Below are 14,731 nucleotides of genomic sequence, written 5' to 3'. Positions count from 1 at the left end.
CTCAGCGGATGACGTGCGCTCCACGGGGAGCGCACGCCCACCGAAAGGACGACAACTGCGATGACCACGATCCTGGTGACCGGCGGCACCGGAACGCTCGGCCGGCTCGTCACCGAGCGACTGCGCGCGGACGGGGCCGAAGTGCGCGTGTTGAGTCGGCACTCGCGGCCGTACGCCGTGGATCTGCGCGAGGGCACGGGGCTGGCCGCAGCCGTCGCGGGCGTGGACACGGTCGTGCACTGCGCGAGCTCGCCGCGCGGCGGGGACGAGCAGGCGGCACGCCATCTGATCGAGGCGGCCCGCCAGGCCGGGGTGCGTCATCTGGCGTACATCTCGATCGTAGGCGTCGACCAGGTGCCGCTCGGCTACTACCGGACCAAGCTCGCCGTCGAGGGGCTGATCGAGGAATCGGGGCTCGGCTGGACCGTGCTGCGCACGACACAGTTCCACGACCTGGTGCTGCGGCTCCTGCAGGGCTCGGCGAAGCTGCCGGTCATGCTGCTCCCGGCGGGGGTCGCCGACCAGCCGATCGAGGTGGCGGAGGTCGCCGCCCGGCTGGCCGAGCTCGCAACCGGGGCGCCCGCGGGGCGGGTGCCGGACATGGGAGGCCCCGAGGTCCGTACGTTTCCGGAGCTGGCCCGGGCCTATCTGCACGCGAGCGGACGGCGCCGTTCCCTGCTGAACGTGCGCCTGGCCGGCCAGGCCTACCACGGGTTCCGGGCGGGCGGGCATCTGACGCCGGAGCGGGCCGTGGGCAAGGTCACGTTCGAGCAGTTCCTGGCGGGGCGTTCTCCTGAGCGAGGCTGACGCCTGGGTTGGGGGCGCGTACCGGCGGCATGGATGGGAGCGTGCCCCTCGAGCTGGGGAACCCCTCAGTGTGAGATCCGGCTTCGGGCCGCTGGACGGTCTGGTAGAAGGCCAGCCTGGCGCGAGCGGAACTTACTGATGAAGAATGGGAGTTGATCGAGCCGTTCCTGCCAATAGGCGGGTTCGGCCCGTACCCCGAGCGGTTGCGGCAGCAGTTCGAGGGAGCCGTCTGGCGGTTCCGCAAACAGGCACGCAGACGCCACCGTGCTCATGGCTTCCGCCGTCTGGTGCTGCACCAGGATCTGAACTTCTTGTGATGTGCGTCACAATCGAGGGAGTGCGGGACGCCCGTCCGTACGCGACAGGCCGTCTGCGCAGGCCGCCGGCCGCTCCATTCGAGGCATCAGGCGGACACCGACCCGCGGATCACCTTCGATTCGGACGAAACGGCACGCTCGGCGCGCCGCCCTGACGATATCGGGCAGTCACCACCGCCCGCCGTGGGCGAGGGTCCACTTCGACAACGTCAGCACATGCGGGCGCCGCTTCTGGCGATCGGTTGCGTTCGGTTCACCGGCCGGGAACCCACAGCATCAGCGAGCCTCTGCGAATTGAACCATTCGGTTCGGTGAATGCCCCTGGCCGGGGCGTATGAGTCCTGTCGACGGCCCATTCAATAGCCGTTGATTTCCCCCGAGTTGCGGACAACACTTGTATCTACACGGAACCGATGCCGCATTCCCGTATTCCTCCGAAACGGGGGCCGGGCTCGCGTGGGGATGGAGGTGACGAGACACATGGGCATGAACATTGCGATGACTACCCGCTGCTCGATCTCCGTGCGTTGGAAGCACGTGCGGGTGGTCATCATTGTCGTCGTCCTCGTGATCCTGAGTGTGCTGACTCATGGAAACGGTGACACGACACTGTTCGACGCGCTTTTGCCGCGCGTCTGAGGGAAGCGCTGATCCCTCAAGTGGGGGCGGTTGCCGGGAGACCAGTGGCTGCCCCTTCACATTTCAGGTTAGCGCACAACTACCCGTCGCTGAAGAGGTTTCTGCGCCATACCCCCAGAGCGTTCTTGGAACTATCCGGTAGCAGACGCTCTGGGTGTCACACCCATACGAATTGAATACACCGGGGCGGGAGGGGTGCGGAGACGCAGACGCGCGCCCGGTTCCCGACCACGGAGTACGTGATCATAGGGAAAGGACCCGGCGGAAAGCGGCGTTGCCGTACTCGTCCGGCGGCGTGACCGGGACTCCTTGCGCCTCGACCCAGGCGTGGAAGCGGTAAGGATCATCGGCCGTGCCGATACACCACACCGCCCGCCGCCCGGTGAACGCCAGGACCGCAAGCGTGGCGAGGGACACCTCCAGGCAGGCGGCCCGCCCCGGGTACAGCCCAGCGGCGCGCCGCACCGCTGCGAGCGAGGCCGCCGCCTGACGCGGGGTCGCCTCCCGTCGGCACCACCCGCGTGCGGTCCACCTCACCACGCGAAAGACGATCCGGAACGGCAGCCGGATCAGGAAGAGCGCCAGCAGGAGACCGAGCAGGCCGACGACCACCGCGGGCGCGCCGCGGCCTTTGCGGGTACCTGCCGAGCGCACCGGAGTCGCGGCCATCAGCATCTCCGCAGCGGCCGAGGGGATCACAGGTCGTGGTGCATCTCGGCCGCCGGACCTGCCGTGCGCGCGCGTCTGTAACTTCGTTGCGACGGGAACGAGTTGGAGGGTTGCCGGTGCCGGGTTCACTGGTCTCGAGATCACTCGCTCCGGGATCCCCGTTTCTTCGGTCTCCTCCTCCGGGCCGCCGACAGTGAGAAGACCGCGGCTGATCAGATCGTCCGCGAGCCGCCGAGCGTCCTGGCGGATCCGGTCATGGTGCGGCTCGGGGTAGCGGCTCGCCATCACGTGCACCGCGGAGTCGAAATCCCGGCTGCGGCGCCACTCCTGCCACAGGGCACGCGCAACGGGGTTCATCGCGAAGCAGTGACCGGAGCGCACGTCGAGGAGCACGCTCCCGCCATGCGGTGCGAAACTCTCACGGACGTGTTCGGGCACACTCAACCAGGTCATGGCAGCTCCTCGCCGCTTTCACAGCGCGCCAGCCACATATCCGCGCCCAGTAGGCGGTTGAGCGCCGGGAACGGCGCCGATAGCCCCGCGACGGCACGGTCGAGTGAAGCGATCACCCGCGACGGCTCGATGATGCCGAGGTCGGCCAGTGGCGACCGGACAAGACGTGCTCGCAGTTCCGCAGCGGACAGGCGGGCGCCCCAGTAGTCCTCGGCCGCGTAGTCCCCCTTGGTCCGCCGCCGCAGCACGGGGTCGGGGACCAGTCCGGCCAGTCCGGCAGCCAGCAGCGGCTTGACGGTGAACGGATCGGCTTTTAGAGGCAACGGCAGGCTCGTACAAGCCCGTACGACCTCACTGTCGAGGAAGGGTGCCTGGGGCCACACACCGAACGCACGTGCTGTGGATGTGAATTGGCCCTGCACCGCAGCGGAGTTGCGCAAATCGCAAAGGACCGCTCGGGTGCCCGGTGTCAACAGCACCGGATCACAAGAGGCCGACTCGGAACGCTCCCGGGCCAGTTCGGCGAGGTGCCGGCGCGTGCGAGTGGTCAGCCAGGCGGCCTCCGGCCCTGGGGGCGACCACCAGGCGACCGCGTCCAGCCACTGTGTCGGATGCTGCACCGGATTTTCCAGCAGCACGGCCAGTTCGCGCAACGCCCGGTCCACAGGCGTATGCGCCAGGCGAAGCGCCCGGAAGGCCACTCTCGCAGGGGAGAGCTGGCGCAGCCGGGCGAGGGCGCGTGCGTCGTGAGCGAGTCGGCGTAGTCCCACGGCTGCCGCCAGGTCACCGAGGTAGGCGGGCGGCACGGCCAGCAGAGCGTCACCGCCCTCCCCAGTCAGGTGGACGCTGCCGCCGTCGCGCGCGATGTGCGCGAGGCGCAACCGCAGCCGCGAGCCGGTCACGGCTGCCGGGTCAGGCTGGTCCACAGGGCCCTGGGACTCCAGGCCGCGATAGGGCAGCGACGCGAGGCTACCCCGGGTGACATCCAGTCGGATCGCGGGTGTCTGCGCAGCGTAGTGCAGTGCGTGCTCGAGGTCGCCCGCCGACGCGTCGGGGTGGTGGTAGACGAACGCGTCCAGCGGTTCGGGGGCCCCACGGGCGGCAAGGAAGGCCAGCGAGGTGGAGTCCATTCCCCCGCTGAAGTCGGAGGTGACCCGCTTGGGGCCGCCGGCGCGCAGAGTGACCGCGCGCGTCAGCGACGACCGCAGTCGTGCTGCGCTCTCCTTGAAGTCGGCGTCGCTGTCTGGACTGAGCCGTTCGTACGTCCAGTGGGTGAGGGCGCCGGAGGGTTCGATCCGTAGCGCCTCCCCGCCGCCGAGCCGCCGCACACCGGCGAACGCCGAGCGCCCTTCGGTGAGTTCGGGAACTCCGGGGCAGACGATGTGCGCGGCGAGCGCCGTCGTGTCGGCGGCGCCGCCTGTCCCCGCCAGGACCGCTGCGGCCGTCGCCCGCGTGGAGAGGGCCGTACGGTCGCCGCGCTGCGCGTAGTAGAGGGGAAACTGACCCGCCGGGTCGACGTACGCGGTGAGGCGGTCACCGTCATGTATGACCACGAGCAGATACGCGCCCGGCCACTGCGTCAGCCGTTCCCAGCGGCCGTCGCTCGTCGCACGCTCCAGGTCCTCCCGCATCGTTCGTGCGTCGGCGAGGCACTGGCCGACCGCGAGCAGCCGTGCGCGCGCGCACTCGGCAGTGCTCACCTCACCGGGGTGCCAGGGTCCCCAAGACCACAGCCGGCGTTCAGCGGGCCACACCCTGACGGCCGGTTCCGGCAGCGGGGGCCACGTCGGCGAAAGGAACCCGGCGATCGCGGGGCCGTGAGGGAGGCGGACAGCAAGGCGGGGGCCGCGGCGGTCCGAGAGGGTGACAGGCGTAAGGGCAGGCATGACGGCGATCCGCAGTGCTACCAGTAGTACTGCGCGTTGGCGTCGGCGTTACCACTGGGCGAGCTGCCAAGCGTCACCTCGCGGACATGGCCGAGATCTACCAGCAACGGTGACTCGTAGGCCGCCTGCTCACAGGGGGACGGCACCACACCGGGCTTCGCCGCTTGCCGCTCGCCTTCGGAATCGCCGCACAGGAATTCGGCGAAAGAGTCATGAGCCATCGGGCCGCCTCGGGTCGGGGGCAGGCAACTGCCCCGGAAAATAGGTGCATGAGTGGCGTACGCCATTCCACTCGAGCGACAACGGATTCTAACCACCTCCGCGCTCCGGCAGGTATCGAACTGGACCGCAGGCGCAGCGTGTTGGCCTGGGAGTTCATCCCCCGTCGCCATAACGGCCGGCAGAGTCCCTACTCAGCGCCACACCAGGCCACACACCGGTTTCCCTAATTGACGAACGGCGCCTGCTCATTCGAAGAGGTAACGCGGTGAATCCGGGAACTTCTTCATCACGTCGAAGAAGTGGCTGGTCGAAAAGGGGGCCCGGACGTTAGGCGCCTTCTCCGGCCCCCACACGACAGGCCCGGAGCGCCCCAGGACCCGGGAGCGTTACGGCTCCGTGTTCTCCGTGCTCTCCGCGCTCTCCTGGCCTCTCAGTCCGAGGACGAGGGCGCCCTGCGCCTCCGCCTTGGTGCCCAGTTCGCTGAGCGTGAGGTCGAACTGGGAGCTGCTGGCGACCGCGCCGGGCAGCGCGAAGCGGCGCAGCGACTCCATGCAGCCCTCCAGCAGCAGGTGTTGGCACTCGGCGAGCTGACCGCCGACCACGATGAGGTCGGGGTTGAACATGTTGCACAACTGGGCGAGGGAGCGGCCCAGGGTGCGGCCGGCATCCTGGATCACCCGCATGCAGACCGCGTCCTGCGCGTTGGCCGCCCGGATGATGTCCTCCAGCTGCTCAGGACCGGCCGCGCTGTTCCTGGCGCGCGCGGCGCGGACCTGCGCGATCAGTGCCTCGGCGCCGATCACCGTCTCCAGACAGCCGCGCCCGCCGCACTGGCACACCGCGCCGTCCGGGTCCACGGTCAGGTGGCCGATCTCCCCGGCCATCCCGCGATGACCGCGCAGCACGCTGTTGTGCACAATGATCCCGGCCCCGACGCCCGTCGACGCCTTCACGTAGACCACCGTCTCGGCGTTCTCACGCGTGCCGTACGTCTGTTCCGCCAGTGCGCCGAGGTTGGCGTCGTTGTCGATGACCGCACGCACGCCCAGCAGGGCTCCCAGGTCCCCCGCCGGGTCGTCCTCCGCCCGCCACGGATGCAGGATCGGCGGAGTGAACGCGGCGGTGCGCGGGTCTATCATCCGGGGCACGGCGATACCGAGCGAGAACACATCATTCCGCCGCTGTCCCGTCGCGTCGACCGCGTCGATGATCATGTCCTTGACGACCGGCAGCGCCCTGTGCCACCCCCTGCTGACGCCTTCCGCGTTGACCCGCACGGCCACCTGATCGAATTCCTTGTCGAGTCTGCGGGCGACCACCGTGACGTGGTTGTACCCAAGGTGTACGCCCACACCGACGTTCTCGACGGGGACAAGGCAGACCTTGCCGCCGCGGCCCTTCCCCTCCGCCCTGACGCCGTGCACGAGTTCGGCCGCTTCGAGGTCCCGCACTGCGGCCGATACCGTGGCCTGGGACAGCAGGGTGCGGCGTGCGATGCCGACCTGCGTATCCGCCTTGATCGCAACGGCGAGTAACACCTTCCTGCGATTGGTGCCCCGCGTGGGTGACCCCGTCAACCGGCCTAAAAGATCGCGCATGTCACCCATCGAGCCCCCCAGCCGGAATCCACACTTCGACTTTTCTATGGCCGAAACGGAAATTTTACCAGGTGGATCTTCGATTCCAAGTCCGCGTGGCTTCGAATAGTTTCACGGAAACTGAGGACGTACCGGCGTCCAGCATGCGAAATGGATCAGTAGAGCGGACCGAAATTGGCTGAAAATGGCGACGAAGAACCGGAAAAGACCACTTCCGTGCGTGGCTCGCACGGTTATTGATCATTGCCGAGCGAGTTGTCCGGGCACCTACCTCTTCTCGCTTAACGATCTCTCAGCAGGTCGGCAGCGAGGGCAATGCGGACCGAGAGCGGCAGAGGGTGATGGCTCTCCCCTACCGCCGCGGTCATGTCGGGCGGCGACTCGTCGATCGGCTTGACTCGCGCGCGATCGCGGCGATGCGTGCTTTGTACGTGGTGGCGAGAAGGGCGGGCCGACATCTTGGACTCTGCACGCGCCGTGTGGGGTGTGGGGGTATCCCTCGCCAGGGGTTCAGGGCCTGTCTCCGGTTGCTTCCTGGAGTGGTCAGTCGGCTCTGCGGTCACGGGGCGGTGTCGATTCGGCGGACGTCGTCGATTTCGAGGACGAGGTCGGGGCCGTACGCCGTGGCGGTGTCTGGAAGCCCGGGGTTGTCTGTCCTGCCAGGATGCCTTGCAGGAGTAGGCGGGAGGTCTGGGCCGTGAATTCGTAGGCTTCCGGTCCGTGCAGGGTGGCCGTGGCGGTGCGGCCGTCCGGTGTGCTGACGCGGCCCCAGATGTGGCTGACGCCTTGGGCGAGCTGCCGGTCGGCGGGGCCGGGGGGAGCCGGCGGACGAGGGCGTTCATGGCCGCGTGCCAGGGAGCGGAGTCGAACAGTGCGGGCAAGCGGTGTGCGAGGCGCATCAGGCTCGCTACCGGGGCGGGCAGCGCCGTGTAGGTGTCGATGGCAGGGATGCCGGTGGAGTGGGCGGCGGTGAGCAGGTCGGCCCGCCAGGGGTTGGTGGTCACCGTGGTGGTCCGGCCCTGGCCGAAGTCGACCTTCAAGCGGTGTGCTGCCGCGCGCTGTTGGGTGAGCCGGCCGTCTCGGCGATGTACGCCGGGGTGGGCGAGGTCGCGCAGCAGGGTGGCTGCGGTGCCGCGGGAGAGCCCGCCGATGGTCTGGAAGGCGAGTTCCAGGTGGGTGGCGTCGGGGAGTCGGCGGTGCAGGTGTGCGGCCAGGCAGTCGGTGGGCACCACGCCGAAGCCGGCGCCGGGCAGCAGCATGACACCCGCGCGGACGGCTCCGGCGTGGTGGGCCGACGTCGTGGCGGGGTGCGATCGTGCGGTGCTTCGATCCGTGGGGCCGCACGGGAGCTCCAGATCGAACCGGCGCAGGAACGCCTGCCAGAGCGATCGACGTGGGTGGCGTCGGCTCCGGTGCGTGCGGACCACAGCCACACGGGCTTGGGGTCGCGGTCGCCGAGAAGGTGCTCGATCTTCAGACGGATCAAGGCGCCGTGGACCAGCGGGAGTTCGCCGTGGTGGTCCGGCCAGGGTCCGCGGGCCTGCAGGCGCGGGTGCATCCGGTCCCACGCCTGCGCCTCGGCCTTTCCTCAGCGGGTGGTATCGGTGTTGGTGGTCACGCCGGGGGTGTGCCAGGTGTCGGGCTTGGCGAAGGTGAGGACACCGCCGTGTATTCGGGGCCGGCCGGCGCGCGGGGTTAAGCGGACCCTCCCCGGCCCGAACATTTCCAGGATGCGTCCGAGGGCCCGGGACCCCGGGTGAGTAGCAGCTGCTCATGCGCCGCGATACGGCGGACCGGTTGACTGTGCCGCGGCAGCCGGCCACCCGGCTGCCGGTGCGGCGAGGGGGCCTGATCCCACGGCGCGCACCGGCAACGATGCATGCGAGGGCAGTAATGAACGACGGGGCCATGAGCGAGAACGGACGCTGGGAGGTACCCGGTTACACCCACGGTGGGGAACTGGGCGCGGGAGCCTGCGGGCGAGTGGTCGAAGCCCAGCACGAGGCCTCTGGCACCCCTGTGGCCATCAAGTACCTGTCCCATGGCGCGCGCAGCGCATTCCGCGCCGAGGCCCGTCTGCTGATGAGCTTGCGGTCGCCGTACGTGGCGCGGATCCACGACTACGTCGAGCATGCCGAAGGCGCCGCCATCGTCATGGAGTTGGTGGACGGCGTCTCCCTCAGGGTCCTGCTCCGCCAGGAGGGCCCCACAGGCCCGGAGGCGGCCCTCACCGTGCTCAAGGGGTCGTTGCTCGGCCTCGCCGCAGCGCACGGGGCAGGAGTGGTGCACCGGGACTACAAGCCGGAGAACGTTCTGGTCAGCGTCGACGGCTGCTCCAAGCTGGTGGACTTCGGGATCGCCGTGCCCAGCGGGGCTGCCTCCCACGTCGCGGGCACCCCGCCCTACATGGCTCCCGAGCAGTGGACCGGGCAGCCCGTCGCCCCCGTCACCGACGTCTATGCCGCGACGGCCGTCTTCTTCGAGTGCCTGACCGGCTCCAAGCCGTACCCGGGCACGACGGCGCTCGAACTGGCGGTGCAGCACATCGAGGCGCCCATACCCGACGACAGAGTTCCTGAGGCACTGCGGCCGCTGATCCGCCGCGGTCTGGCCAAACGGGCCGAGGAACGGCCGCCGAGCGCGGACGCGTTCGCCCGAGAACTGGAGGCGGTGGCGGTCACCGCGTACGGCGAGGACTGGGAGACGCGTGGGCAGCGCACGATGGCCGCGCTTCTCGCCCTCCTGCCGATGCTGGCGCGCCCCCAGAACGACGTCGTGAGCGGCTCGACGGCCTTTGCGGACACCACCCTCGCCACGACGAGAACGACAACCGCAAATGCCGCGGCAACGGCATCCGGTCGGCCGCGGGCCAGAGGCGGTTTTGTCGGCCGACGCAAGCTGACCATCCTTGCCGCGTCTGCCGCCCTTCTGCTCACCGGGGCCCTCACCCTGTCGGCCATCGCTGCTGACGACGGCATGAAGACCCGCGCCACGGGCTCCACCCCGCCCTCGGCCGACACGCTTGACGACGCCGCCGGCTCGGCCATTTCGCCCGCCAAGCCCGGTTCTCCGGCCGGCACCAGCACCAGCACCGGCACCAAGGGGCCCCACTCCACCGCCGCACCCGGTCCTGGGCAGTCCGGCACCAACACCGGACTGCCAGGCTCCGCAACGACTGGGGTCTCGTCGTCGACTCCGGACACAAGGGCCACGTCCACGGACCCCGCACCTTCGCCGACGGCCCCCGCGATACCCGCGACCCCTGGGACAGCTCCGGCTCCACCGCCCACCACGCCCCCCACCCTCCGCGTGCTCGCGGTGTCCCTCTCCCAGTACGGCTGCTCCGGCAAGTTCGGCACCCAGAGCGTCGCGTCCGTGAAATCCGACGGAGCCGCCGCCGGAACGCTGATCCTCACCTGGTTCCACAGCAACACCCGCGGCGTGGGCCCAACCGTGGCGACGGACAGAATCACCATCCCCACCGGGCAGACCGCGTTCAGCGGCCGGTACGCCCACACGTTCGGGCCCAGCGACCCGTACCCGTACTGGGGTGTCCAGGTGTCGAGCGACCCGGCGGCAGCGGCGGGCACCGGCACGTACAAGGTGCTGTACGCCGACGACTGCAACCCGATTCTCTGAGCCGGCCGTGGAACGCAAACCGCACGACGACGAACTGACCGTCTTCCTCCCCCACTCGCACCCAGCCGACGAGGCGACCAGTGCCACCCTCCTGGACGATGCGGTTTGGGGCATGCCCGCCGCGACGGACGGCGTGCACTCCACCGCCACCGCCACCGCATCCCCTTCCGCCGGCCCTCCGTCCACCGACCTGGGGGACCTCACGGCGGTGTGGCGTAGCACTGTCCCCGCACATCCAGGCGCGCCGTACACCGACGGTGCCCGGCGCCGGCACCGACGCCGACGCGGCCCTCTCCGGGGATGGCTGCCGACGGCGGTAGCTGCCGCGCTCGCGGCGGTGGCTCTCCTCGCCTGGCAGTGGGCCGACGAACCGCTGACGGTGACCGGAGCCACCGCACGCCCCAACTCCGCGGGTATCGGCTGCGACAGCACCGTGACCGTGCTCGGGACGCTCCGAACCAATGGGGAAGGCGGAACGGTGAGCTACCGCTGGCGTCGCAGTGACGGCGCGGTCACCGGCCCGTTGCGGCAGCGCATCAGCCGGGGAATCCGGCTGACCGATGTCACGCTCCGCTGGACCTTCCACGGGCCCGGAACCGTGAAAGCCACCGCCGTACTCGAGGTGCTGTCGCCGAACCGCGCGGACGCTGCGGCCACCTTCACCTACACCTGCCGCTAGGGCGGGTTCTGGTCGAGATTGGCTTCGATCCAGGCCAGGACGGGGGTGAGGGAGCCGGTTCCTTCCCGGGGCTGGGGGCGTTCGCGGTACTGGCGCTGGCCGCCTTCCCGGTGCGGGGGTGCGACCATGCGGCGGGCGATCGAGTTGGCAACGGCACTGCCGTGTTCCTTGCGGACCAGGTGGAGGCAGGTATCGACGCCGGCGGCGGTGCCGGCGCCCGTGATGACCGGGTCCTCGTCGACATACAGCACGTCCGACTCGACCCGGGCGCGCGGGTGGCGGCGGGCGAGTTCCTCGGTGTAGCGCCAGTGAGTGGTGCAGCGCCGCCCGTCCAGCAGGCCCACCTCGCCCAGGAGGAAGGCGCCGGTGCAGATGCTCAGGACACGGGCACCGTGCTCGGCGGCGGCACGCAGCTCATCGGCCAGGCGGTCCGGCTGCCGCACCCCCAGGTCGTAGGCCGGGACGCAGACGAGGTCTGCGGAGGAGAGCCGCTCCAGGCCATGTGGGGACCGCACGTCAAAGCCGTGCCGAGTGGGCACGCTGTTGCCCGTGGCCGAGACGAGGGCGAAGTCGTAGACGGGCAGCGCGTCGTCGCTCCGGTCGATGCCGAAGACTTCACAGAACACCCCCAGCTCGAAGGCGTGGCTGCCTTCGAGGGCCAGGACGGCGACATCGCGAAGCATCAACTCCCACTCTCCTTCACGACCGACGAGGATGGCGGGAATTTCAGCCTACCTGACATTTCTGCCACTCCCGCTGAATGCCGGGTCCTGGAAGAGTCGCAGCCGTTCCCGTTCCCGTTCCACGCGCGACACCGACAGCTAGGCGCCCGATGACCACGCACGTCCCCTCCACCGGTACCACCGCACTTTCGTCACAGGCTGCGCAGGTCCTGCGCAGGCTCGCGCTCGACGAGGAGCTGAAGTGGCGCATCCCGCAAGACCCGGTCCTGGGCCCCCTGGCCCGCAAGGTCGCCCGGCGCTTCGTAGCCGGCGAAAGGCTGACCGATGCGCTGGACCGCGCGCAGCGCATCCTCGCCGACGGCCACCGCGTGAATATCGAGTACATGGGGGAAAGCTGCCGTGACCCGCAGCAGGCCACGGCGGAAACAGACGTGTTCCTCGACGCTGCCCGACTCCTGCCGCCCGGCTGCTCGATCTCCCTCGACCTCTCCCACATCGGTCTCGCCGTCGACGAAGAACTCGCCCTGGCCAACGCCTCCCGCATCGCACAGGCCACTGCCGAGACCGGCCGGGAAATGGTCATCTCGGCCGAGGGTTCCGACCGCACGGACGCCGTGCTGGCCCTGCACCGCACCCTGTGTGAACGGTTCGACCACGTCGGCATCACCGTCCAGGCGCGACTGCACCGCACGGCCGAAGACCTGCAGGAACTCCTCGCCCTTCCCGGCCGCATCCGCCTGGTCAAGGGCGCCTTCCTCGAACCCCAGACCATAGCTTATTCGCGCGAAGCCCCCGCCCTGACCCACGCCTACCTCAACTACGCAGAAAAACTGGCCGACTCAGGCCACCTGTGCTCCTTCGCCACCCACGACTGGGACCTGATCCACCGCATCGACCACCACCTCGGCGGGAAAGGCCACGAGACCGCTCCCTGGGAATTCGAAACCCTCCTCGGACTCGGACCCGACCGCCTCAACGCCATGGCCAAGCAAGACCACCCCACCCGCGAGTACGTCGTCTTCGGGACCGAATGGTGGCTCTACGTCTGCAACAGAATCGCCGAAGACCCCCAGCGCCTGCTCCAGGCCCTCATCGACGCCGCTTCCTGAAACCCACCCCGCCACTCAGCTGCAGACAGCTCACCGCCATCACACACGGCCATTCTGTTCTTGGTCTACAGGGACCGGCCGGGCAGCGAGAGTGGGGACCACTGGCCGGGCGACAGGCAGACGGAATGCCCGGCCATGGTGAAGCCAACTACGGCTATCGACGTCCCGTCCATCCCGCGACGGTGTGGCCCAAGTCGACGTCGCAAGGTGCGCTCATGTCTCTCCTGGTGAGGGGGTCTTGCGATGTCGGCTGGCGAGCCCGTAGCTGCATCTCGAGCGGCGTCATGCGGTTCTACGCGCGCCCCGTCGCGTTGGGATCAGAGTTGCTGCGGGTCGCGTCTACTGCTTGCCCTCGGCTCGGAGCGTAGGGGCAGCCATCGGCCGCTGAGGGCCCGGGCACGCGAAGGCCGAGTCTACGGGTGCCGCAGAGCACCTTGACGGTGCGTGCGCCGTGTAACCCTACGGGGCTGCGGGGAATCCCGGGGCGCTCTTGATCTTTTTCATGGTGAACTACGAATTCGTCCCCGCGACGCCGGGAAAGTCCGTGAGTTGACGCCGGTCTCCTCGTGCCTGGCCAACCCGAAACTCGGCGAGCGGGTGGATGACCGCACTGCTGGAACGCGACCACACCTCGTCCGCACCGGCCAGGTGATCCTCGCGGACAAGGGCTTCGCCGGGGGGGAGTTCGAGGCGTTTCTCACCGAACGCCTGGGCGTCCATCTGGTGCGTCCGGACCGGAAGAACGAGCCCGTCCGGCACGACCGACTTGCCCGTGTCCGTCAGTGGATCGAGGCGCTGTTCGACACTCTCAAAGGTCAGCCCAGCACGGCGGCAGACCCCCGCTGGCGTATTCACCCGCACCGGCCAACGCCTCCTCGCCCTGGCAGCCGGCATCTGGCACAACTGGAACATCGGCGCCAAGGTCAAACGATCTCTGATCGCGTATGACCCTTGAGCATCGGACTCACTCATTCAGGACTTCTTGGGTAGGCGGGGCATGCGGCATCCTCGGAGAGCCGGAAGGGAACGCCGGTGAGCTTCTCGGACAGTTCCCACAGCCGGCGTGCGGTGGTGGTGTCGCGGATGGCGCGCTCCCGGTTGCGCAGGATGGGCTCGCCGTGTAGCTGCAGCGGCCCGTCGGGCACGACATACGCTCCGCCCGGCAGGTCCGGGACGGTCGCGGCGTACAGCGAGGTCTTGGCGCCTTGGGGGGTGGGGCGGAAGGCGACGCGGAGCAGCAGCCGGGTCAACGCTCCATAGAGTCGACCGCGGTTGCCGTTGGCGCCGCCGGTGAGAACGTTGGTGCGGGTGAGTCCGGGGGCGACGGCTACGCTCCGCAGCCTCAGGCCGGCGGCGTCGGCGCGGCGTTGCAGTTCGGTGGCGAAGTAGAGGTTGGCGCGTTTGGACTGCAGGTAGGCGAACACGGCGCGATAGCGGCGTTCGGCGTTGAGGTTGTCCAGGTCGAAGCGGGCGAACCGCTGGCCTTCGCTGCTGACGGCGACCACCCGCGGATCGGGCGAGGCGAGCAGATGGGGCAGCATCAGCCCGGTCAGGGCGAAGGTGCCCAGGTGGTTGATCCCGAACTGCGACTCGAAGCCATCGGCGGTCCGGGCAAACGGCACCATCGCCACGCCGGCGTTGTTGACCAGCAGATCGAGCCGGTCATGGTCCCAGCCGTCGGCGAAGGCGCGTATGGAGGCAAGATCGGCCAGGTCGAGGAGGCGCACCTCGGCATGGGCGCCGGGTGCCTGGGCGAGCAGCCGATCCAGGGCGGCCTGCCCCCGTTGGGGACTGCGGCAGGCCAGCACGACATGGGCGCCCCGGCGAGCGAGCGCCTCTGCTGTGACCTGGCCGATGCCGCTGTTGGCTCCGGTCACCACCGCCAGGCGGCCGGATTGGTCGGGGATGGAGTCGAGGGTCCAAGTACGGGAAGCGCTGGGCATGGCCTTCCTTCTCTTAGGTTGAGGGCGTCCGGCGCGCAGCTGGGCAGGAACTACCCAATGCAACTTCAGGTTGCGATACGCTGGAGC

General features: G+C 69.2%; 11 protein-coding genes and 2 pseudogenes. 7 read left to right on the top strand and 6 right to left on the bottom strand.

Going from position 1 to position 14,731, the window contains the following annotated elements; genetic code table 11:
- Positions 1-60: 60 nt before the first annotated feature.
- From ACH492_RS27945 to ACH492_RS27935, 3 genes are all read left to right on the top strand, one after another.
- Complete coding sequence (locus tag ACH492_RS27945; protein WP_398990430.1) at positions 61-807, top strand: SDR family oxidoreductase; 747 nt, start codon at positions 61-63, stop codon at positions 805-807.
- Positions 808-959: 152 nt separating this feature from the next.
- Positions 960-1,124 carry a hypothetical protein gene (locus ACH492_RS27940; RefSeq protein WP_398990429.1) on the top strand — a complete coding sequence of 55 codons (165 nt, stop codon included), beginning with the start codon at positions 960-962 and terminating at the stop codon, positions 1,122-1,124.
- A gap of 480 nt (positions 1,125-1,604) precedes the next feature.
- On the top strand, positions 1,605-1,763 hold the full coding sequence (locus ACH492_RS27935) for a hypothetical protein (protein WP_389192438.1): 159 nt from the start codon (positions 1,605-1,607) through the stop codon (positions 1,761-1,763).
- Positions 1,764-2,006: 243 nt separating this feature from the next.
- On the opposite strand, the gene ACH492_RS27930 is transcribed toward ACH492_RS27935, so the two are convergent.
- From ACH492_RS27930 to ACH492_RS27915, 4 genes are all read right to left on the bottom strand, one after another.
- On the bottom strand, positions 2,007-2,885 hold the full coding sequence (locus ACH492_RS27930) for a lasso peptide biosynthesis B2 protein (RefSeq protein WP_398990428.1): 879 nt from the start codon (positions 2,883-2,885) through the stop codon (positions 2,007-2,009).
- The gene (locus ACH492_RS27925; RefSeq protein WP_398990427.1) at positions 2,882-4,771 is read right to left on the bottom strand and encodes an albusnodin/ikarugamycin family macrolactam cyclase; all 1,890 of its coding nucleotides are present in this window, start codon (positions 4,769-4,771) and stop codon (positions 2,882-2,884) included. The genes ACH492_RS27930 and ACH492_RS27925 overlap by 4 nt, the downstream gene beginning before the upstream one ends.
- Before the next feature lie 17 nt (positions 4,772-4,788).
- Positions 4,789-4,992, bottom strand: a complete 204-nt coding sequence (locus ACH492_RS27920; RefSeq protein ID WP_398990426.1) for a lasso RiPP family leader peptide-containing protein — start codon at positions 4,990-4,992, stop codon at positions 4,789-4,791.
- 387 nt (positions 4,993-5,379) lie between these two features.
- Entirely contained in the window at positions 5,380-6,531 is a 1,152-nt protein-coding gene (locus ACH492_RS27915; protein WP_398990425.1) for an ROK family transcriptional regulator, read from the bottom strand.
- A gap of 1,968 nt (positions 6,532-8,499) precedes the next feature.
- Here ACH492_RS27915 and ACH492_RS27910 point away from each other — a divergent pair.
- Positions 8,500-10,230 carry a serine/threonine-protein kinase gene (locus ACH492_RS27910; protein ID WP_398990424.1) on the top strand — a complete coding sequence of 577 codons (1,731 nt, stop codon included), beginning with the start codon at positions 8,500-8,502 and terminating at the stop codon, positions 10,228-10,230.
- 7 nt (positions 10,231-10,237) lie between these two features.
- Complete coding sequence (locus ACH492_RS27905) at positions 10,238-10,909, top strand: hypothetical protein (protein WP_398990423.1); 672 nt, start codon at positions 10,238-10,240, stop codon at positions 10,907-10,909.
- Between the two features lie 8 nt (positions 10,910-10,917).
- Here the strand turns inward: ACH492_RS27905 and ACH492_RS27900 are convergent.
- A pseudogene (locus ACH492_RS27900) lies at positions 10,918-11,592 on the bottom strand (GlxA family transcriptional regulator); the annotation flags it as partial.
- Between the two features lie 149 nt (positions 11,593-11,741).
- Between ACH492_RS27900 and ACH492_RS27895 the strand changes: the two are divergent.
- Positions 11,742-12,701, top strand: coding sequence for a proline dehydrogenase family protein (locus tag ACH492_RS27895; protein WP_398990422.1), 960 nt, complete (start codon positions 11,742-11,744; stop codon positions 12,699-12,701).
- Positions 12,702-13,256: 555 nt separating this feature from the next.
- Positions 13,257-13,656: pseudogene (locus ACH492_RS27890) on the top strand (IS982 family transposase); the annotation flags it as partial.
- 13 nt (positions 13,657-13,669) lie between these two features.
- Here ACH492_RS27890 and ACH492_RS27885 read toward each other — a convergent pair.
- Positions 13,670-14,644 (bottom strand): oxidoreductase, encoded by a 975-nt coding sequence (locus ACH492_RS27885; protein ID WP_398990421.1) that lies wholly within the window; start codon positions 14,642-14,644, stop codon positions 13,670-13,672.
- Positions 14,645-14,731 lie beyond the last annotated feature (87 nt).

The sequence above is a fragment of the Streptomyces sp. NPDC019443 genome, from assembly GCF_044389785.1.
GTDB lineage: Bacteria > Actinomycetota > Actinomycetes > Streptomycetales > Streptomycetaceae > Streptomyces.
This window is presented reverse-complemented; position numbering and strand designations above follow the sequence as displayed.